12 protein-coding genes and 1 pseudogene are annotated in these 20,441 nt (G+C 71.7%); 5 read left to right on the top strand and 8 right to left on the bottom strand.

Features of this window, described 5'->3' with window-relative positions; all coding sequences use genetic code 11:
* Nucleotides 1-133: 133 nt before the first annotated feature.
* The 3 genes from ACFWR9_RS01330 to ACFWR9_RS01320 form a co-directional block, all read right to left on the bottom strand.
* Nucleotides 134-1,486 (bottom strand): M64 family metallopeptidase, encoded by a 1,353-nt coding sequence (locus tag ACFWR9_RS01330; RefSeq protein WP_383833653.1) that lies wholly within the window; start codon nucleotides 1,484-1,486, stop codon nucleotides 134-136.
* A 136-nt stretch (nucleotides 1,487-1,622) separates the two neighbouring features.
* Nucleotides 1,623-2,654, bottom strand: a complete 1,032-nt coding sequence (locus ACFWR9_RS01325; RefSeq protein ID WP_383833650.1) for an alpha/beta hydrolase — start codon at nucleotides 2,652-2,654, stop codon at nucleotides 1,623-1,625.
* 72 nt (nucleotides 2,655-2,726) lie between these two features.
* Nucleotides 2,727-4,388 (bottom strand): phosphodiester glycosidase family protein, encoded by a 1,662-nt coding sequence (locus tag ACFWR9_RS01320; RefSeq protein WP_383833648.1) that lies wholly within the window; start codon nucleotides 4,386-4,388, stop codon nucleotides 2,727-2,729.
* Between the two features lie 167 nt (nucleotides 4,389-4,555).
* On the opposite strand from ACFWR9_RS01320, the gene ACFWR9_RS01315 reads away from it, so the two are divergent.
* Nucleotides 4,556-5,374 (top strand): SAM-dependent methyltransferase, encoded by an 819-nt coding sequence (locus ACFWR9_RS01315; protein ID WP_383833644.1) that lies wholly within the window; start codon nucleotides 4,556-4,558, stop codon nucleotides 5,372-5,374.
* A gap of 90 nt (nucleotides 5,375-5,464) precedes the next feature.
* On the opposite strand, the gene ACFWR9_RS01310 is transcribed toward ACFWR9_RS01315, so the two are convergent.
* From ACFWR9_RS01310 to ACFWR9_RS01295, 4 genes are read right to left on the bottom strand one after another with little or no spacing between them, the layout of a single operon-like run.
* Nucleotides 5,465-6,823, bottom strand: a complete 1,359-nt coding sequence (locus ACFWR9_RS01310) for a GH1 family beta-glucosidase (protein WP_383833988.1) — start codon at nucleotides 6,821-6,823, stop codon at nucleotides 5,465-5,467.
* Between the two features lie 35 nt (nucleotides 6,824-6,858).
* A complete protein-coding gene (locus ACFWR9_RS01305; RefSeq protein ID WP_383833641.1) occupies nucleotides 6,859-7,713 on the bottom strand; it encodes a carbohydrate ABC transporter permease in 855 nt (284 codons plus the stop codon).
* Complete coding sequence (locus ACFWR9_RS01300; RefSeq protein WP_383833638.1) at nucleotides 7,706-8,716, bottom strand: carbohydrate ABC transporter permease; 1,011 nt, start codon at nucleotides 8,714-8,716, stop codon at nucleotides 7,706-7,708. Before ACFWR9_RS01300 ends, ACFWR9_RS01305 begins: the two co-directional genes overlap by 8 nt.
* Nucleotides 8,717-8,774: 58 nt before the next feature.
* Complete coding sequence (locus ACFWR9_RS01295) at nucleotides 8,775-10,091, bottom strand: ABC transporter substrate-binding protein (protein ID WP_383833635.1); 1,317 nt, start codon at nucleotides 10,089-10,091, stop codon at nucleotides 8,775-8,777.
* A gap of 176 nt (nucleotides 10,092-10,267) precedes the next feature.
* On the opposite strand from ACFWR9_RS01295, the gene ACFWR9_RS01290 reads away from it, so the two are divergent.
* Entirely contained in the window at nucleotides 10,268-11,584 is a 1,317-nt protein-coding gene (locus tag ACFWR9_RS01290) for an ROK family protein (protein WP_383833632.1), read from the top strand.
* 380 nt (nucleotides 11,585-11,964) lie between these two features.
* On the opposite strand, the pseudogene fusA reads toward ACFWR9_RS01290, so the two are convergent.
* Nucleotides 11,965-14,009, bottom strand: a pseudogene (gene fusA / locus ACFWR9_RS01285) (elongation factor G).
* Nucleotides 14,010-14,415: 406 nt separating this feature from the next.
* On the opposite strand from fusA, the gene ACFWR9_RS01280 reads away from it, so the two are divergent.
* The 3 genes from ACFWR9_RS01280 (at nucleotide 14,416) to fxsT (ending at nucleotide 20,403) form a co-directional block, all read left to right on the top strand.
* Nucleotides 14,416-14,724 (top strand): trypco2 family protein, encoded by a 309-nt coding sequence (locus tag ACFWR9_RS01280; RefSeq protein WP_383833629.1) that lies wholly within the window; start codon nucleotides 14,416-14,418, stop codon nucleotides 14,722-14,724.
* Between the two features lie 99 nt (nucleotides 14,725-14,823).
* Nucleotides 14,824-16,311 (top strand): hypothetical protein, encoded by a 1,488-nt coding sequence (locus ACFWR9_RS01275; RefSeq protein WP_383833626.1) that lies wholly within the window; start codon nucleotides 14,824-14,826, stop codon nucleotides 16,309-16,311.
* Nucleotides 16,312-16,506: 195 nt separating this feature from the next.
* Nucleotides 16,507-20,403 (top strand): FxSxx-COOH system tetratricopeptide repeat protein, encoded by a 3,897-nt coding sequence (gene fxsT, locus ACFWR9_RS01270; RefSeq protein WP_383833623.1) that lies wholly within the window; start codon nucleotides 16,507-16,509, stop codon nucleotides 20,401-20,403.
* Nucleotides 20,404-20,441: the final 38 nt, after the last annotated feature.

The raw sequence follows: 20,441 nt of genomic DNA, 5'->3' as shown, positions 1-20,441 counted from the left end.
GGATCGTAACCGTGCGCGACGAGGGGTCGTAACAGCCGTTGGTCCTGTGGCCTTCGCACTGCCGCATGTTCAGGTTCGTGCGGTGGTACACGGCCGCCCAACACTACCCGCGGCCAGCGGCAGCCGCCAGATGTCAGCCCTGGACCGTCCACGTGACCGAGTTGGACGTCAGATCCCGCACTTCAGTGCTCCGTACCGCCGCCGTCCTGTCCACCACCTGGGCCGTCACCGTGTGTGCGCGGCGGCCCGACGGGACGCCGAGGGCCGCCGGTACGACCGACGTCCTGCCGCGGGCCTGCCTCGCCTCGCGGCCGTCGACGTACCAGCGGAGTTGGGGGCCGGCGAGGGTGTCGGCGGGCAGGGTGGCTAGGGAGACGGAGAGGCGGGCGAACCGGGAGGTTCGGGTGGTGGGGTCGGCCAGGGGGGTGAGGGCGTTCGCCGAGCGGTAGAAGCCGGCGATCATCGCCTCGCGGCCGGGGAGGTTGAACTGGTCGGTGTTCAGGGAGCGCATGATGGAGTTGGCGGTGGGGCGGTAGATGCCGTACTCGTAGTAGTCGCCGCCCTCGAAGGTGTCGACGACGCCGCCGCTCGGGTCGGTCTCTCCCAGCCAGTCGGCCCACTTGGTGCCCTGCGCGGCCATCCGGTCCGCGGTGAGCGTCGAGACGTTGGGCGCGGTGGGTTCGTCGCCCGGGTAGTCGCCGTAGCCGTCGTACTGGTACTCGTCGGCGAGGAGGCCGATGGAGTGGGCCATCTCGTGGGCCGCTATCAGGGTGGACTGGGCGTTGTCGGAGGAGAGGGTCGAGACGCCGTCGTAGCCGTAGTCGCCTGCGAGTCCGGAGTAGCCGGCGCCGCCGTACTTGGTCGAGTTGGAGACGACGATCACCAGGTCGGTCGCCGGGGCCTTGTCGGCGTACGACTTGGTCTTGTCGAGGTCGACGCAGATCAGCCGTTCGATCTCGTCGCACCAGAAGTATGAGCCGAGTGCGGTGTTCCTCGTCACGTCCTGCGTCGGGTCGCCCGTGACGCCCGAGTCCTGTGAGACGGCCTGCACCGCCCAGACGTTGAAGAGGCCCTCGTAGCTCTTGTACGGCTCGATGTCCGTCACCGCGTCCCACTTCGCGCGGGCGTCCTGGAGGAAGTCCTCCTGCTGTGCCGCGGTGTAGCCGTCCCCGATGATCGTGACGTCGAGGCGGTCGCCGGTCGGGCCCGTCTCGGCGATCGGGACCACCTCGCCGTCCTGCGCGGCCGTCCGCTTCCGGGCGTTCGTCGGCGGCTGGGTGTGCGGGCTGTCCGCCGGGACCCGCGTGCGGGCGCCCTCGCCAGCCGGGTCGGGGAAGTACTCGACGCCGACCCGGCTGGTCGTCTCCGTCCCCGTCCCCGTCGCCGTCGGGGCTTCGGCCGCGACGGCCACCGTGCTGGTCGCGGGCAGGATGACGGACAGGGCGAGGGCGGTCGCCGCCGCGGATCTGCGAATGCGTATGTGCACGGTGCCAGGTCCCCACGACGACGAAAGTGACGTAAGCAGTGATGTAAGCAGTGGTGTAAACGCCCTTACAGGCGGTGCTTAAGTTAAAGGGTCTACCTCCCTTTGGGCAAGGGGTGTTGACGATGTGGTGGGCGCGTCAGACGGACACCCCCAACGCCCCCAGCAGCATCGGCAGCGACGCGTGCAACTCCCTTTCCCAGTACGCCCAGCCGTGGGTTCCCGGGCCGTAGAAGTTCGTCGTCACGTGCCTCGCGCCCACCCGCTTCAGCTCCGCCGCCAGCGCGTGGTTCTGGCGGTTGAAGTCGGCCTCCAGGGCGCTGGTGGCGCCCGGCGGGTCCAGTGGGCCCGTGGTGCCGTCGCCGCAGGACAGGTAGACCGGGATCGACCTGAGTCGTTTGGCGAGGTGGAAGGGGTCGTGGGACTGCCAGATGCGGCGCTGTGCCACGGGGTCGCCCCAGACGCGGAGGGGGTCGTCTCCCTGGCCGGCGAAGAAGCCCATGATGCGGTCGGTCGACTCGTCGTTCAGGAGAGGGTGTGCCGAGCCCGAGTAGGCCGCCGTCGCCCGGAACATGCCGGGGTGCCGGGCGGCGTACGACAGGGCTCCCTGGCCGCCCATCGACAGGCCCGCCACCACGCGGTTGCCGCCGGCGCCCCAGTCGCGTTCCAGGAGCCTGCGCAGTTCCACCGTGTGGAAGGTCTCCCAGGCCGGGTCGCCGCCCTTGCCGTGGTTCCACCAGTCGCTGTACCAGCCGTTCCAGCCCGCCTCGGGCATGACGACCAGCACGTCGCGGAGGCTGTCGGTCTGCGCCACGTCGGTCCTCGCGGTCCACGACGTGTAGTCGCCGCAACAGCCGTGCAGGAGCCACAGGGTGGGCCAGTGTTGGCGGTGGTGCCGGTCGGACGGCTTCCAGCCGTCGGGGGTGAGGAGGCGGACCTTGACGGTGCGGCCGCCCAGGGCCGTCGACCGGACCGACAGGTCGACCTGCCGGTCCGCGACCTGGGTGACGGCCACCACCTCGGCGCCGGGGCGGGAGGTGTCGGGCGGCCCCGCGGCTCGCGCCGGGGCCGTCGGAGCGAGGGTCGCGAGCAGCACGATCAGGAGTAGTGCCGGGGCGAGTAACGCTCTGGCACGTAGGCGGGTCGGGACGGTGGGCACGTTCGCGAACACGGCGGCTCCCTGGGGGTGGGTTGCTCTTCGTCGCGCTGTGGTGCGGGTCCTCGTATGTCAGTCACATGGGCGTCAGTGGCCGTGCTCGCGGGGCAGGATCAACAGGGCGTCGCCGACGGGGCGTTCGCCGGTCGCGTCGGACGGGGTGTTGATGACGGTGTCGTCCGTCACCATCGTCGTGGAGCCGCCGCCGTCCAGGTTGACCGCGTCGCGCAGGCCCAGCGACCTGGCGACCGCGGCGCTCTCGGCGATGCTCAGTCCGAGGGATCGCGTTCCGCGTCCGTCGGCGGTGACGAGTACGGTGCGGCCCGCGGTGTCGACGCCTGCCAGGGTGCGTGGATTTCGCTTGTGGGCCCAGCCGTAGTACCAGCTCGGATCGTCGGGGTGCACCATGCCGTCGGCGGCGGGGGTGATGTGGATACGGCCGTCGCGGACCAGTTCCGGGCCGGCGTTCACGATGTCGGTGCGGGGTGAGGGCCTGTACTCGTGGCCGCGGGCGTCCAGCAGCGTCGTTTTCACGCGCAGGCGGTCGCCCACGTGGGCCACGGCCGTCAGGTCTGCCACGCGTCGGCCCGTCGCCTGGAGCGAGCTGCCGCCCGGCGGGAGGGTTCCGCCGCGGGGTGAACGCAGTTCCACCACCCGGTCGTGGGCGTCCAGTACGGCTTCCAGTCCCTCGCCCCCGGGTGTGCGGCCGCCGGCGTAGTCGGGTGTGAAAGCGACCAGGTCGTTCGGGTTGGTGCAGGTGACGTCGTGCAGCGGCAGCGACGTGGGGATGTCGCCCTTGGTGCCGCCGCAGTTCCTGATCAGTCCCGGTACGCGGTTGACGCCGTTCAGGCGGAGGGAGGCCGTGGCACCGGTGACCCGGCCCCGCCAGGTGAAGCGGGCGACCCGCGTACCGCGGGCGTTGTCGTTGAGCACCAGGCTCGGGCGGCCGGCCACCGGTTCGCTCAGCAGGCGTCCGTCGTACACGCCCACGCCGGTCGGGTCGCCCGGTGCGCCCGCCTTGGGGTCGAGGACGAAGAAGCCCGCGTTGACCGCGGCGGTCGCGTCGGCCGCCGCCGACAGCCGGCTGGTCGTCTCGCGGGCCTCCAGGTCGGGGCCGTACGACGCGTCGAGGCTGCCGCGGAACCTGCGCGGGTCGATGGTCAGTACGTCCACGCGCCACGGGCCCCGGTCGGTGGCCTCGCCGTCCCAGCCCGTGTACACGGCGGATCCCCTGTAGCCCGCCGCTGTCAGGCGGGCGCGTTCGGCCGTCGCGGCGGACTGGGCGTCGTACGTGCCGATGCGGACCCGCCAGCCGAGGGTGCCGCCGGTGTAGTCGGCCGTTCGCGATGTCCGCACCTGCTCCACCCGGGCCTCGAAGCCCTTCTGCCACAGGTCGGTGGCGAGTTCGTCCGCGCTGGCGCGGTCCTTGAGGGCCGTCGGCGGCGCGTCCGGGTCGGGGGAGGTGTCGCCGCCCGGGATGGAGACCTCCACCGTCCAGTGGAGTGCCGGGTCGTCGGCGTTCCCGCGCACGATGCGGGTGAGGGTGACGCCCGGCTGGAGGGTCGTCGTGGTGCGGGTCTCGGGGAGGTCGCCGGGGCCGAGGGGGAGAGGGAGGGTGGCGTGGCTCGACGGATTGTGCGGAATCGCCGACGAAAGCGGGTCTGCCTGGGCCGGCAGTGCGCCCAGCGTGGCGATGATGCCGAGTGCGGCGCCCGTGGCGCACAGTCTCATGTTCGTCCGGCTCTTCATCCGACCCGCCTCGTGCCGATCACGGACACCAACCGACGCATGCTGCGCACAAGTATCGACCCGTTCCGGCTCGCGTCAAGACGCAGTCTGCCAGGATGATGTTCCGACAGCCGGTCGCCATGCTCCTCCCGCCGGTGGCCCGCGAGTTGAGGACGGAGTCAGGCCGCATGACCTCCCTGAGCGGTGGCGAGAGCGCCGCCCACCCGTACCGGGTCGACACGAGCAAGCCCCACCCCGCCCGGATGTACGACTACTTCCTCGGCGGGAAGGACAACTACGAGGTCGACCAGCGGGCCGCCGAGCAGTTCATGAAGGCGGCGCCCGAAGTGCGCGAAGGCGTCCTCGCCAACCGGCGCTTCATGCACCGCGCGGTCCGGCATGTGGTGGCCGAGGGCGGCGTCCGTCAGATACTCGACGTGGGCACGGGCCTGCCCACCGAGCCCAACGTCCACCAGATCGCGCGGTCCATCGCCCCTGAGACCCGGGTCGCCTACGTCGACAACGACCCGATCGTCAGTACGCATTCCAGGGCACTGTCGGACGATCCGGACACCGCTGTCGTCCTGGCCGACCTGCGCGACCCCCGCGCGATCCTCGACCACCCCGAGGTCCGCGAGGTCATCGACCTCGACCGGCCGGTGGCGCTGCTGCTGGTGGCGGTCGTGCACTTCGTCTCCGACGCGGAGGACCCGGCGGGCATCGTCGCCACGCTGCGCGACGCGCTGCCCGACGGGTCCTACCTCGTGCTGTCGCACGCGACGGGCGACGTCCACGAGGACCGGCGCGAGGACGCGGCGGCCGTCTACAACAACGCCACGGCCTCCCTGAGTCTGCGCCGGCACGCCGACGTCCTCGATCTGTTCGGCGACTTCGCGCTGGTCGAGCCGGGGCTGGTCCGGGTCACCGACTGGCGCCCCGAGGAGACGCCGCGGCCGGACGCCCCGCCGATCGGCATCTACGGCGGAGTGGCGAGGAAGGGCGCCTGACGGACGGGGCAGTCCAACCGCCCAGTCCGCCAGCCCTTCTGCTCCACCCGCACCCAGTCCACCTCGGCCTGCACCCCGCCCGCCGCGTGGTCAGGCCGCCTTGCGCTCGCTCGCCCGCGCCCGGCGGATGATGTCCGCGTAGTGCCGACCGCTGCCCTTGACCGTGCGGACCTGGGTCGCGTAGTCGACGTGGACCAGGCCGAAGCGCTTGTCGTAGCCGTACGCCCACTCGAAGTTGTCCAGCAGCGACCAGGCGAAGTAGCCCGCCAGCGGGGCACCCCGGCGGGCGGCCGAGGCGCAGGCCGCGAGGTGGGCGGTCAGGTACTCCTGGCGCTCCGGGTCGTCGATCGTGCCGTCGGGGCGGACCACGTCGGGGAAGGACGAGCCGTTCTCGGTGACGTACAGCCTGCGCGGGCCGTACTCGTCCGTCAGGCGCAGCAGCAGGTCCTCGATGCCGCCGGCGTCGATCTCCCAGTCCATGCCGGTGCGCGGGACGCCGACCCGGCGGACGGTGCGGACGTGGGGGGCGGGGCCCGTGGGGTCGGCGGCGACGGTCTGGGGGAAGTAGTAGTTCAGGCCCAGCCAGTCCAGTTCGGCGCCGATGAGGTCCATGTCGCCCGGCTGTTCGGGGAGTTCGACGCCGTAGACCTCGCGCATGTCCTCGGGGAAGCCGCGGCCGTGGGTCGGGTCCAGCCACCAGCGGTTGGTGTGACCGTCCATCCGGCGGGCGGCGGCCAGGTCCTCGTCGCGGTCGGTGGCGGCGTGGATGGTGGAGAGGTTGTTGACGATGCCCACCTCGGCGCCCGGGGCCGCGTCGCGGATGGCGCGCATCGCCATGCCGTGGCCGAGGAGCAGGTGGTAGGAGGCGCGCACGGCCGCCGTCAGGTCGGTTCGGCCGGGGGCCATCTTGCCCTCCAGGTGCCCGATCCAGGCCGAGCACAGCGGCTCGTTGAGGGTGGCCCAGTGCTGGACGCGGTCACCGAGACGTTCGGCGACGACGGAGGCGTACGACGCGAAGTGCTCGGCGGTCGCCCGCTCGGGCCAGCCGCCCCGGTCCTGGAGCGTCTGCGGCAGGTCCCAGTGGTAGAGGGTCACGGACGGTGCGATGCCGGCCGCCAGCAGGTCGTCGATCAGCCGGTCGTAGAAGGCCAGGCCCTTCGCGTTGACCTGGCCGTCGCCGCCCGGTACGACGCGCGGCCACGCGACCGAGAGGCGGTAGGCGTTGGTGCCCAGGCGCCGCATCAGCTCGATGTCCTCGTGGGTGCGGTGGTAGTGGTCGCAGGCGACGTCGCCGTGGTCGTTGTTGTCGATCTTGCCGGGGGTGTGCGAGAAGGTGTCCCAGATCGACGGCGAACGTCCGTCCTCCGCCACGGCTCCCTCGATCTGGTACGCCGATGTGGCCGTGCCCCACAGGAAGTCGTGCGGGAGTGCGGCGAAGTCGATGGTCACGTGGGTCCTCTCGGGTTCGGGAAGGTTGGTCGCGGTCACTTGACGGCACCCGCCGTCAGCCCCGCGACGAGGTAGCGCTGGAGGAGCAGGAAGCCCGCCACCACGGGGACGCTGACCACCAGGGAGGCGGCCATGATCTGGTTCCAGTACACGTCGTTCTGCGTGGAGTAGCCCTGGAGACCGACCGCGAGGGTGCGGGTGGCGTCGTTGGTCATCACGGACGCGAACAGGACCTCGCCCCAGGCGGTCATGAAGGCGTAGACGGCGACGGCGACGATGCCGGGGATCGCGGCCGGCACGACGACCTTGAACAGGGCGCGCAGCGGCCCGCAGCCGTCCACCAGGGCCGCCTCGTCCAGGTCGCGCGGCACCGAGTCGAAGTAGCCGATCAGCATCCAGATGGAGAAGGGCAGGGAGAAGGTCAGATACGTGAGGATCAGGCCGCCGCGGGAGCCGAACAGGGCGATGCCGGTGGCGTTGCCGATGTTCACGTAGATCAGGAAGAGGGGCAGCAGGAAGAGGATGCCGGGGAACATCTGCGTGGACAGCACGGTCACCGAGAAGACGCGCTTGCCGCGGAACTCGTAGCGGCTGACCGCGTAGGCGGCGAAGACGGCGATCACGACGGAGCAGACGGTCGCCGCGCCCGCCACGATCAGCGAGTTCATGAAGTACTTCGCCAGCGGGACCGTCGACCAGATGTCGATGTACGGGCGGACGGTCAGCTCGCTGGGCAGCCAGCGGAACTCGCTCGACACGTCCTGGAGCGGCTTCAGCGAGCTGGAGACCATGACGTACACCGGCAGCAGGACGAAGCCGGTGAGCAGGGTGAGGAAGACGCGGCGGGTCCAGAGGAAGGAGCGCGGCGCCGCCATCGGGGACCTAGACATCGGCCGTCTTCCTTCCTCGCGGGCCCCTGGAGGTCAGGAACAGGTACACGCCCGTCACCAGCAGTAGGAAGAGCAGCAGCAGGACCGACATCGCGGAGCCGGCGCCGAAGTTCCAGGTGACGAAGGACGACTGGTAGATGTGGAGGGAGATCAGGTCGGCGGCCTCCGGCGCGGCCTTGCCGAACAGGACGAACGGCGTGTTGAAGTCGTTGAACGTCCACAGGAACAGCACGAGGACCAGGACCTGGTTGACCGGACGCAGCGACGGCAGGGTGATGCGGCGGATCTGCTGCCGGACGCCGGCGCCGTCCAGGGCGGCGGCCTCGTACAGCTCCTTGGGGATGTTCTGCAGGCCGGCCATGACGATGAGGAAGGCGAACGGCCAGCCCTTCCAGACCGACACCACGAGCAGCGCGACGAAGCTGTTGTCGCCGATCAGCCAGAAGGAGGGCTTGTCGGTGAGGCCGAGCTGGTCGTGCAGGACGTGGTTCACCAGTCCGTTGTCGTGCTGGAACATGAACGCCCAGGTGACGACGGCCGCGTAGACCGGCAGCGCGTACGGCACCAGGAAGATCGCCCGGAGCAGGCCCCGGCCGCGGAAGGCGTCCTGCAAGCAGATCGCCGCGGCGGTGCCGATCAGCCAGCACAGTCCGACGGACAGGATCGTGAAGGCGCAGGTGACGAGGAAGGAGTGGAGCAGGGCCTCGCCGACGGGGGCGTCGAAGTCGACCGACATGCCGTAGTTGTCGAGGCCGGTCCACGGGGCGACGGTCCAGTCGCGGATGTAGAACTGGGTGAGCTCCTTGAAGCTCATCACGATGCCGATGACCATCGGCACCAGGTGGACGAGGAGTTCGAGGAGCAGGGCCGGCAGGAGCAGCAGGTAGGGCAGGCCGATGCGGCGGATCCGCCCGGGACGGCGGCGGGGTCCGCGCGCCGTCCCGGGGGAGCTCTTGCCGACCGTCCGCTCGCCGGGCTGCGCCGAGGCGGTCGTGGTGGTCATGGCGAGATCCGTGTCGTCGTGTCGGAGTCGGTGCGGGTCCGTGGGGGCCGGGGCGTGCTCACTTCGTCGGCATCTGCTGCTGGGCCTTGGCGAGCTTCTCCTCGACCGACTCGGTGGTCACCTCACGGCCGGCCGCGGCGTCGGCGAAGAGCTCCTTGACGGCCGTGCCGACCGCGGTCTCGAACTGCGACTCGTCGGGCACCTGGGGCAGCGCGGCGGCGCTGGTGGCGAGGGTCTCGCGCAGCACGGCGGTGGCCTGGGTGTTGAACGCCGGGTCGGACTGGGCGGCCTTGACCGGCGGGATGGAGCCGTACGCCTCGTTGAGGATCTTCTGCTCGGCGTCGCTGGTCATGAACTTCACGAACTTGGTGGCGCCGTCGACGTTGTCGGTGTTCTTGAAGACGGCCATGTTGATGCCGGCGACCATGGAGTTGGTGGCCTTGCCGGTGCCGGGGGTGCCGGACGCGACGGGTGCGGGCGCGACGCCCCACTCGTCCTCGTCCATGCCCATGGTCTTGAAGGTGGCGGAGGCGGTCTGCCACAGCACCATCGCCGTCTTGCCCTTGGCGAAGTCGCTGAGGGACTGGTTCTGCGCGTACTCGGCGTTGCCGGGGGCGATGACCTTGTCCTCGGCCATCAGGTCGACGTACTGCTTGACGGCCGCGACGGCGCCGTCGGAGGTGAAGTCGGGCTTGCCGTCGGCGGTGAAGAAGTCGGCGCCGTGCTGCTTGCCGAGGACGAAGACCTGGTGGATGTTGTTCGACAGGTTGGAGCCCTCGGCGCCGAGGCCCCACTCGCCGTCCTTGGAGATCTTCTTGCCGGTCTCGACCAGCTCGTCCCAGGTGGCCGGGGGCTTGGTGATGCCGGCGTCGGCGAACATCTGCTTGTTGTAGTAGAGCGCGTAGGCCATCGAGTACAGCGGGACCGCCGCCGGGTCCTGGCCCTCGACGCCGGTGGAGCCGAGCGCGGACTCCACGAAGCGGTCCTTGCCGCCGATCCTGTCGAAGTTCTTCGCGTCCCAGGGCAGCAGGGCGCCGGTGGCCTGGAGGGAGGCGCTCCAGGTGTTGCCGATGTTGAGGATGTCCGGGCCCTGGCCCGAGGTGGTGGCGGTGAGGATCCGGTTGAGCAGGTCGGACCAGGGCACGACCTCCAGTTTCACCTTGATGCCGGTCTCCTTCTCGAACTTGTCCAGTTCGGGCTGGAGGACCTTCTTGTCGACCTCGACGCTCGCGCCCTGGTTGGAGGCCCAGTAGGTGAGTTCCTTCGGCGAGTCGTTGGATCCGCCGCCCGAGGAGGAGCCCCCTCCGCAGGCCGAGGCGGCGAGAGCGAGAGACATGGTGACGGCGCCTACGGCCGCGGCTCGGATACTGCGCATGGCTCCTGGGCTCCTTCCGGGAGTCGGTCGGGAAGTCCCGACGGCGGCTTCGGGCGTTTCCCTTCCGAAGCCCCTCATGGCTTAATTTAGGACGTGAGTTAAACCCCGAGAGAAAGACTCGTCAAGGTGTCGCGCGCGGTCGACCGGCGGGCGAGGGCGCGGAAGGAAGGGGCCGGATGGCCAGGCACAGCGGGCGAACGGTCCGTGATCTGCGGCGCGAAAGCCGTACCGCGGTTCTGCAACGGTTGTATTTCGACGGGCCGATGAGCCGGCTCGCGCTGGGTTCGGCGGCCGGACTGAGTTCGGGTTCCGTCAGCAACGTCGTCGCCGAACTGATCGCCGACGGACTGGTCGAGGAGGCGGGCAGCCTCGGCGCGGACGGCGGCCGGCCGCGCACCCTCGTCCGCGTCGTGGCGGACCGGGGCCGGCTGATCGGGGTCGACGTCGGCGAGACCCGGGTGCGCGTCGAGCTGTTCGACCTGTCGATGTCCGAACTGGCGCGGACAGAGCGGGCGTTGCCCGGTCACGGGGCGCGCACCTACGACGTGGAGGTCGTCGCCGGGCACATCCTGGACGGCATCGCGGAGGTCCTCGGCGCCCCCGCCCAGGGGCATGGCGAGCTGCTGGGCGTCGGCGTCGGGGTCCCCGGGATCGTCGAGCACACCGCCGACGGCACTCTGGTGCACGGGCAGACCATCGGGTGGGACGCGGTGCCGCTGGAGGCGCTGCTGCGGGGGTCGGGGCGGCTGCCCGCGCACGTGCCGCTGTTCATCGACAACGGTGCCAAGACGCTGGGGCAGGCCGAGATGTGGTTCGGCGGCGGACGCGGGGCGCGCAACGCCGTGGTCGTGCTCTTCGGTTCCGGCGTCGGCGCCTGCGTCGTCACGGACGACGTGGAGCGCGGCCGGGCGGTGGAGTGGGGGCACCTGACGGTGCGGGTGCGGGGGCGCCGGTGCCGGTGCGGGGCACGGGGGTGCCTGGAGGCGTACGCGGGCGCGGAGGCGCTGCTCGCGCGGTGGCGGGAGGCGGGTGGGCAGCCGCCGCCCGGCGCCGACGAGGAGGCCGCGCTGGCCGCCCTGCTGTCCGCCGCGCGCCCCGGGGACGGGGGCGCACCGGACCCGGTGGCGGCCCGGGTGCTGGCCGAGACCGCCGAGTACCTGGGCGCGGGCCTCTCCGACCTGATCAACCTCTTCCAGCCCGAGCGGGTCGTCGTGGGCGGCTGGGCCGGACTCCAACTGGGCGCGCCCTTCCTGGAGTCGGTACGGGCCCACGCGCTCGCCCACGCGCTCCGGCACCCCGCCGGCCGGGTGGGCATCGCCCTCGGCCGCCTAGGCCCCGACGCGGTGACGGTGGGCGCCGCGACCCTGCCCCTCGCGGCCTTCTTCACCCGCGGCGGCCAACGCCCACCGGTGACCTCCCCCGGGCCGGTGCCGGCGTGGCGGGCGGCGCTTGGGGGGCGGTTGGCGGGGCAGCGGGGTGAGGGTGGGGGGTGACGGGGGCACGGCGGGGCGGCTGTGGCTCGGCGCGGTGAACTGGGGTTCGGGGGGTTGGGCTGTGCCCCCGTGCGGGAGGTAACGACCCCGCCGGGCGGGCTGCGACCCGGCGCGACAGGGCGCGCGACGCGTAAAGGGAGGAGTGGAGCTGGACCCAGCAACCTGGGACCCCGCGCGGGAGCCAGCGGCCCCGCCGAGCCAGCCCCGACCCGGCGCGACAGGGCGCGCGACGCGTGAGAGGCCGGTGGGGGCTACGCCCGGCAGGCCGTCGCCCCGCGCGGAAGGCAACGCCCCCGCCGGGCGGGCTGCGACGCGGCGGCAGGGTGTGCCCGGCCGGAGGGCCGCCCCCCCCCGGGCTGGGCGGGGGCGGCCCGGCGCCGCTACCGCGCCGGTGCCGCGGCCGGTGTCGGCGCGTAGCCGGTGGGTCGGGCGGTGAAGGTGCCGCGGCCCTGGGTGCGGCTGCGCAGTCGGGTCGCGTAGCCGAACAACTCGGCCAGCGGCACGGTGGCCGTGACCACGGTCGCGCCGGCCCGCGGGTCGGAGCCGGTGACCCGGCCGCGGCGCGCGGCGAGGTCGCCGAGTACGGCGCCGACCGCGTCCTCGGGCACGGTGACCGCGACCTCCACGACCGGCTCAAGGAGGACCATCCCCGAGGCGCGCAGGGCGTCGCGGAGACCGAACCGGCCGGCGGTGCGGAAGGCCGTGTCCGAGGAGTCCTTCACATGGGCCCGGCCGTCGGTGAGCGTGACCCTGAGGCCGGTCACCGGGTGCCCGCCGAGCGGACCCTCGGCCAGGGCGTCCCGGCAGCCGGCCTCGACGGCCCGCACGAACTCCTGCGGCACGCCGCCGCCGGTCACCGTCGAACGGAACACGAAACCGCCCTCCTCCCAGGGCTCGACGTCGAGCACGACATGCGCGAACTGCCCCGCGCCGCCGTCCTGTTTGACGTGCCGGTGGACGAACCCGGTCACTCCCTCACCGACCGTCTCGCGGTACGCCACGCCGGGACGGCCGACCGTGACCTCCAGTCCGTGCGCGCTCCTGACCCGCTCCACCGCGACCTCCAGATGGAGTTCGCCCATGCCCGACAGCACGGTCTGCCCGGTCTCCGGATCGGTCCGCACGGCCAGCGAGGGGTCCTCCTCGGTCAGCCGGGCGAGCGCGGCGGCCAGCTTGTCGGTGTCGGTGGAGCGCCGGGCCTCCACGGCGACGTGCACGACCGGTTCGGCCACGCCCGGAGGCTCCAGGACCAGCGGGTCGCCCGGCGCGCACAGCGTCGAGCCGGCCCGGGCGGTCTTCAGCCCGACCACGGCGACGATGTCCCCCGCGACCGCCCGCTCCAGGGGGTCGTGCCGGTCGGCCCGCACCCGCAGGATGCGGCCGATGCGCTCGGTGCGGCGCGTGCTCGCGTCCCACACGGTGTCTCCCTTCTCGATGGTGCCCGAGTACACCCTCAGGTACGTCAGCCGTCCCGTCGGGGTGGCGTTCACCTGAACGCCAGTGCCGTCATCGGTGCCGCCGGGTCGGCGGGCCGTTCCTGTTCCGTGCCGTCGTGGGTGCCGCGTACCGGCGGCACGTCCAGCGGTGACGGCAGGTACGCCACGACGGCGTCCAGCAGCGGTTCGACACCGCGGTTGCGGTAGGCCGAGCCGCACAGCACCACCACTCCGTCGCCGCCGCGCGTGAGGTCGCGCAGGGCGCCGGCGAGGGTGTCCGCGGTGAGCGTCTCCCGGTCGCAGAACTCCTCCAGCGCGGCCGGGTGGCGTTCGGCCACCGCCTCCTCCAGCAGCCGCCGCCTGCGTTCCGCCTCGTCGCGCAGGCCGTCGGGTACGGGGCCCTCCTCGGCCGTCTCCGCGCCGTCGGACCACACGAGCGCGCGCATGCGCAGCAGGTCGACGACGCCGGTGAAGCCGTCCTCGGAGCCGATGGGCAACTGCACCACCAGAGGTGCGGGGTGCAGTCGCTCCCGGATCGAGGCGACGGCCGTGTCGAGGTCGGCGCCCGCCCGGTCCATCTTGTTGACGAACGCGATCCTCGGCACGCCGTGCCGGTCGGCCTGCCGCCACACGGACTCGCTCTGCGGCTCCACCCCGGCGACCGCGTCGAACACGGCGACCGCGCCGTCCAGGACGCGCAGCGAGCGCTCGACCTCGTCGGCGAAGTCGACGTGCCCGGGGGTGTCGATCAGGTTGATCCGGTGGCCGTCCCAGGCACAGCTGACGGCCGCGGCGAAGATGGTGATGCCACGGTCGCGCTCCTGCGGGTCGAAGTCGGTGACGGTCGTACCGTCGTGCACCTCGCCGCGCTTGTAGGTGGTGCCGGTGGTGTAGAGGATCCGCTCGGTGACGGTGGTCTTGCCGGCGTCGACGTGGGCGAGGATGCCGAGGTTGCGGATGGTGGTGAGGGGGTCGGTGCGGGTACGCACGGCCGGTGGCCTTTCGCTGGTCTGCGAGCAGGGCGGCGCGATTCCCGGGACGGGCGGCACGTCGGAATGACGCCACGGCCCTCAGGGCATGCGTGACGGGACGTCAGAGACCGGTCGCGGGCGTCCGGTGCCGGCCGCGCGGCGGACACCGGAGGGCCGAGGACACCAGGATCACCTCGTACCGGGACGGGGGAACGACGGCAGCGGTGCGGATGCGCACGGCCCTGCTCCCCTCACTCGGTCTCGATGTCGTGGTGAGTGTAGGGAGATCGTTGACGTCGGCGCACCGCGTTTTCCGGCGTGGGCGGACGAGTCTTCATCCCAACGGAGCTTTCTGCGCAAGAGTGGCCCGGAGCACCCGCGGCGGTCGGTAAGATCGCCCCGCACCGTCGTCGCGGGAGGATTCATGATTGAACTGGCGGACATGGTGCGGGAGTTGAGGGATCAGCTCAACACCGCACTGACTTCGGCGGGCCCCGGCCCGGTCCGCTTCGAACTGGGGCCCGTGGAGATCGAGGCGACCGTCGCGATCGTCCGGACCGGTGGCGCCGGCGGCAAGGTGAACTTCTGGGTGGTCGAGGCGAACGCCGACGCGTCCGTCACCTCCTCCCGCACGCATCGCGTCACGCTCACGCTGCAGCCCACACTGGTGGCTCCCGACGGAACCCGCCGCCACGTGCTGGTCTCGGACGACGAGGCGCACGGGGAGCGTTGAGGATTCCGCCTTGTTCGCGCCGCTGACGCAGTGGGAAGGCTAGTCGTACGCTGTCCGGACCGGGCGCGGACGAACTCGATGACGGCCGGGGGAGGTCAGGTGGAGGGGCGCAGCGCCGCACGCGTTCGAAACGAACTTCTGGCCGAGATGGCGGGCGTCCTGGCGACGACGGACACCGTGCGCCGGCAGACGGGTACCGAGATGCTGGTCCAGGATCTCTCGTCGGAGCTGCGGCTGACCGTGGACCCGCACCAGGACCAGCCGCTCGCCCTGTGGTCACGGCAACTGGTCAAGAAGTGCGCCGAGATCGACGAAGGACTTCAGACACTGGCCCGCTGCCTGGGGTACGCCGAGCAGGGCTCGGTGGGCCTGTTCTCGATGTGGCGCCTGGTGGACGAGTGGGAGGCCACCTCCTTCTTCAAGGACACCGACCTGCGCCCGCTGCGTCCCCTGCTGCACGAGCTGCGGTCCGTCTCTCTCCTGACGGCCCTCGCACGCCGGGCCAGCCATTCCCGTACCCAGGAGCTCCAGGAGTGGTGCGACACGGGCTGGGAGGTCTTCCTGCGTCTGGCGGGCGACAACACGGCGGTGGACGAACTGCCGCCGTCCATGGCGTTCCTGTCGCTGGCCGCCGAGCACCTGGTGAAGGAAGGACACACCGAGGAGGCGGAGCACTTACGCCGCTGGAACCGCAAACAGGCTCAGCTCCGCGGGCTGGCGGAGGAGATGGCCGACTGGCAGCAGGGCGACTTCGCCCCGCCCGGTGAGCCCTCGCTCCACCCCGCCTATCTTCTGATCCAGTTCGAACCGGACGGCGTGGACCCCGACAACTTCTGGGTGGCGCACTGGCGTCAGTCCGACTCCGACGGCTGGCATCCCATCCCCGGCGAGACGGTCAAGCTGCACCGGGACGACCTTCCCGGCGCCGCGGACAGCCTGATCGAGGAGGCCGAGGAACGCTGGTCCGATCTGCGCCAGCCCGTGGTGATCGAGTTCATCCTGCCGTGGGAACTGCTGGCGGAACCCGTCGAGTGGTGGCACAAGGAGGCCGACGCGCCCGTGCCCACACCCCTGGTCATGGACTACACCGTGGTGGTACGCAGCTTCGAGCGCCTGCGCAAGGCCGCCTGGCACCGGCCCTGGAACAACCGCTGGCGGCAGCTCAAGGACAGACCGGCCGAGAGCCGGTCGCACTGGAGCCCGCCGGACCAGTCCGCCTTCCACCTCGAACGCGAGCTCAAGGACGACCAGCAGATCGTCTGTCTGGTCCTCAGCGCACCGCCGGGCACCGAATCGCCCGTCGCCCAGCAGGAGTTCGTGGCGGCGCTGCGGTCCGGCATCCCGGCCATCCTCTGGGACCGGGGCGACTCCGGGACGGCCTTCCGGGAGGCGGCCGCGGACATCCTGCAGGAGCGCGGTCTGGCCGGCGTACTGGAGCGCACCCGGCGATGGCGCGACCGGGCTCTGGCGCTGGGCCCCGAGGAATGGAACGGGCATGTCGGCCGCCATCTGGCGCTGCTGCTGGACGATCCGGAACGCATGCCCGGCCCCTCGGCGCCGGGCGGCGGTCCCGACCGTGCCGGATGAGCGATGGACCGCCGACGGGGTCAGAAGGGAGGGCACTCGTGATGCCAGGTGCGCCGACCGGGGAGTACGGTCACCCGCCCAGGCCGCGGGGAGGCCGGCCCTCGCTCGGGGCTCTCCTCGCGACGCGGAGCAGAGACAGCTCGGGAGGCGCCCCGCCTCCGGCACCCCTTCGACTGCGAGACCGTGGGCGTGATCATGGCCAGTGACAGTGACCGGCACGAGCGGTTGCGGCCCGAGGCCGACGTGGCCCGGCTGTGGCGCGACTGGCATCCCGAGGGCGACACGGCACCCGGAGAAGCCGTCCTCGTGGTCGACTCGCACGTGACGATGCGGGTCTGGGACCAGGTCGTCGACGCCCTGACCGCGGCCCTGACCGAAAGCTTCGCCGCAGTCCGGGTCGTACCCCTGCTCGGCACGGACGAGGCGCTCCCGGCCCGGGTCCGCACCGAGCGTCCGTTCGGCACGCCCCCGGCCGGTACGCGGCGGGTGGTCCTGGTGGTCACGGACGCGCTGGCGGCCGGCTGGCACCTCGGTGCGGTGCAGCCCCTGCTGCTGGGCTGGGCCGGGTCCTGGCCCGTCGCCCTGCTCGACCCGCTGCCGCCGCACGTCTGGTTCCGCACCGGCCTCGACGTGCTGCACGCGCAGGTCAGGACGGTGCGTCCCTGGGCGGCCAACGCCGACTGGGAATGGCACGAACGGGAGCTTCCCGTCGCCCCCGGCGACGCGACGACCCCGGCCCGCCCGGGCGGCGCCGAGGGCGAGGAGGTCCGGCTCGCCGTCCCCGTCCTGTCGCTGACCCATCATGGGGCGCGCGCCCTCTCCGACGTGCTCGCCGGGTCGCAGCCCGGCCCGCTGGACCTGCCCGTGACACAGGCGCACACCTGGAAGGGGCGGCCGGACGCGGCACGGGTCCTCCCGTGGGCCGCCGAGTCCCCCGCGGTAAAGGGTCCACCGTCCGCCTCCGACCGGGTGTTCGATTTCCGTGCCGCGGCCTCTCCCGTCGCCTTCCGCCTCGGCACCCGCCTCGCCGCCGCGCCACTCACCCTGCCGGTCATCCGCCGGGTGATCCGGTCGACGCACGGGGCCGGACCGGTGCACGCCGCCGAGTTCTTCATGAGCGGCCTGGTCCGCCCCACCGGCATACACGAAGACGCCCCCGGGGCGGTGGTCTACGACTTCCTTCCCGACGTCCGCGAGCAACTGCTCGCCCAGGGGCGGCGCGCCGCTACCATCCGCACCCTGCACGACGTCCGCGAGGTGCTGGCCTCGACCCCGGCCACGGCATCCCTGCTCCCGCCGCCCGACGAGGCGTCGTACAAGCCGTCACCGCCGAACGTGACCCGCGAGAACGCGCCGTTCCTCCGAATCGAACTGAAGGCACTGGCCGCTTTGTCCGGGTCACACATTCAGCGCGCCAAATTGTTACGCCACGCCCTGAAATGGCACGATCAGCGGTATGCAGTGCCGCTCGCCAAAGTCCCGCCCGCCGACCCCTCCCTGACAACCGCCGCCGCCGCAGCTAGCGAAGGAGCCACCCCGATGTCCACCACACCCCAGCGCACCTTGGAGGGAGAGCGCGCCGTTCAGCCACGCGTCTGGGGGAACCTGCCGCCGCGCAACCAGAACTTCACCGGGCGCAGCGAGCTCCTGGACCTGCTCGGCCAGCGGCTGCGGGAGGGCACGACCACGGTTCTGCCCGAGGCGATCCATGGCATGGGTGGTGTCGGCAAGACCCAGCTGGCGATCGAGTACGCCTACCGGCACCAGTCGGAGTACGACATCGTGTGGTGGATCCCGTCGGAGCGGCCGGGCCAGGTCGGCCAGTCCCTGGTGGAGCTGGCCAAGCGGCTGGGACTGGTGACCACGTCCGAGGCGAACATCGCCGGGCCGGCCGTCCGGGAGGCGCTGCGCGAGGGACGCCCGTACTCCAGGTGGCTGCTGATCTTCGACAACGCGGACAGCCCCGAGCAGGTACGCCCGTACTTCCCGACCGGGGGCACCGGCACGATCCTGGTCACCTCCCGCAACCGTCGCTGGGGCCTGGTGGGCGGGTCCCTGGAGGTCGACGTGTTCACCCGCGAGGAGAGCAAGGAACTGCTCCGCGGCTCGGGACCGGAACTCGCCGACCAGGAGGCCGAGGCGCTGGCGGAGGCGCTGGGCGATCTGCCGCTGGCCCTGGTCCAGGCGGCCGCCTGGCGGGCCGAGACCGGCATGCCCGCCTCCGAGTACCTGCGGCTCTTCGAGAGCAAGCAGAACGAGCTCCTCGAGACGGCGCCACCCCCGGACTACCAACTGCCCGTCGCGGCCGCGTGGAACGTCTCGCTCGACCACCTGGAGACCCGCAGCCCGGCCGCCCTGCGACTGCTGCAGCTGTGCTCCTACTTCTCCCCCGACCCGATCTCCAGGCAAATCCTGTCCGGCCCGGGGTACAACACCATCTTCCCCGAACTGGACGCGGCTCTGAACGACCCGATGAAGCTCGCTCGCGCGATACGGGAGATCAACCGGTACTCGCTCGCCCGAATCGACCACCGAACGAACAGCATCGAGATGCACCGGTTGGTCCAGCACGTACTGATCAACCGTATGAGCCCAGAGGAGCAGAACCGCATGCGCGAAGGCGCCCACGCCCTGATGGCGGCCGCGGATCCGAGGACGCCGACCGACCCGGAGAGCTGGCCTCGGTATGCGGAGCTCTACACCCATGTGATCGCCTCCGGCGCCGTCACCTCCGACCAGCCCTGGATGCGCCAGCTGGTGATGAACATCGCCAAGTACCTCTACTACTGGGGTGACCACGAGGTCTCGCTCGACTTCTCCGAGACGGCCTGGAACGCCTGGGTGAACCGCTTCGGGGAGGAGGACGTGCAGACCCTCCTGATGGGGCGCTGGCTGGTCTTCGTCTACCTGATGGTCGGCCGGTACACCGACGCCTCCACCCTGGTGGAGCACATCCGCAGCGTCCACGAACGCGTCTCGTCGCCCGACAGGGAGGAGTCGCTGGACGCGGCCCAGATGGAAGCCGCCGTGCGACGCGCGCAGGGCCGCTTCCTGGAGGGTGCCGAGCTGGACCGGCTGGTCCACGACCGGGCACACCGGGCCTTCGGCGACGACGACCCGGCGAGCCTGAACATGGCGCACAACCTGGGCGTGAGCCTGCGCCTGTCGGGTGAGTTCCACGAGGCGCTGCAACTCGACCGGAAGACCTGGCACCTGAAACTGCGGCTGTTCGGGCGCGACGACCAGCGGAGCCTCATCACCGAGAACTCGATCGCGATCGACGTCCGCGAGTCGGGCGACTACATCGGCGCCCTCCGGCTCCAGGAGGCCGCGCTGGAAGCGTTCCGGGACGTCTTCGGCGACAGCAACCCGGCCACCATCAGCACCGAGCGTGAACTGGGCATCGCGTGCCGCAAGGCCGGCAACCATCCCCGTGCGCTGGACCTGGCCATCAAGGCCCACGAGGCGTTCACCCGGCGTTACGGGGACACCCACCCGCAGTCCCTGGCCACGGCGCTGCCCCTCGCCATCGCTCTGCGTCAGAACGGCGACCTGGAGGCGGCACGGGCGCGTGGTGCCCAGGCCTGCGCGGGCTACCGCAAGGTCTTCCACGCGCAACACCCCTACACGCTGGCCGCGGATGTCGGCCTCGCGGTGTCCGAGCGGCTGCTGGAGCGGCCCGCCGAGGCCCGGCGCCTGGACGACGAGGCGCTCGCCGGGCTGTCCGAGACCCTCGGCGCCGACCACCCCTTCGCGCTGGTGGCTGCCGTGAACCTGGCCAGTGACCTGGCCGCGCTCGGGGAACTCGACGACGCGGTGTCCGGCGGGCGGGACACGCTGGCGCGGTGCAGGCGGACCTTCGGTACCGACCACCCGACCACGCTCGCCTGTGCCGCCAACCTCTCTCTGGACCTGGTGGCCGCCGGCCAGGGGGACGAGGGGGAGACGATGCGGGCCGACACGCTGGAGCGCATGGGCCGGGTACTCGGCGCCCAGCACGAGGACCAGGAAGAGGCGGCGCCCCACCCGGCGACCGTGGCCGTCATGAACGGCATGCGGGCCAACTGCGACATCGACCCCATGCCGTTGTGAGAGTACGGTTCCTCGCCGCCTGAGGAGGCGACACGGGA

Origin of the sequence: Streptomyces sp. NPDC058534, from assembly GCF_042717365.1 — a bacterium.
GTDB lineage: Bacteria > Actinomycetota > Actinomycetes > Streptomycetales > Streptomycetaceae > Streptomyces.
This window is presented reverse-complemented; position numbering and strand designations above follow the sequence as displayed.

Bases quoted from the DNA above. Each gene is read 5' to 3' on its own strand.
- ACFWR9_RS01320 (WP_383833648.1), bottom strand. From the start codon at position 4,388: ATGAAGAGCCGGACGAACATGAGACTGTGCGCCACGGGCGCCGCACTC.
- ACFWR9_RS01315 (WP_383833644.1), top strand. From the start codon at position 4,556: ATGACCTCCCTGAGCGGTGGCGAGAGCGCCGCCCACCCGTACCGGGTC.
- ACFWR9_RS01305 (WP_383833641.1), bottom strand. From the start codon at position 7,713: ATGTCTAGGTCCCCGATGGCGGCGCCGCGCTCCTTCCTCTGGACCCGC.
- ACFWR9_RS01300 (WP_383833638.1), bottom strand. From the start codon at position 8,716: ATGACCACCACGACCGCCTCGGCGCAGCCCGGCGAGCGGACGGTCGGC.
- ACFWR9_RS01295 (WP_383833635.1), bottom strand. From the start codon at position 10,091: ATGCGCAGTATCCGAGCCGCGGCCGTAGGCGCCGTCACCATGTCTCTC.
- ACFWR9_RS01290 (WP_383833632.1), top strand. From the start codon at position 10,268: ATGGCCAGGCACAGCGGGCGAACGGTCCGTGATCTGCGGCGCGAAAGC.
- ACFWR9_RS01280 (WP_383833629.1), top strand. From the start codon at position 14,416: ATGATTGAACTGGCGGACATGGTGCGGGAGTTGAGGGATCAGCTCAAC.
- fxsT (WP_383833623.1), top strand. From the start codon at position 16,507: ATGGCCAGTGACAGTGACCGGCACGAGCGGTTGCGGCCCGAGGCCGAC.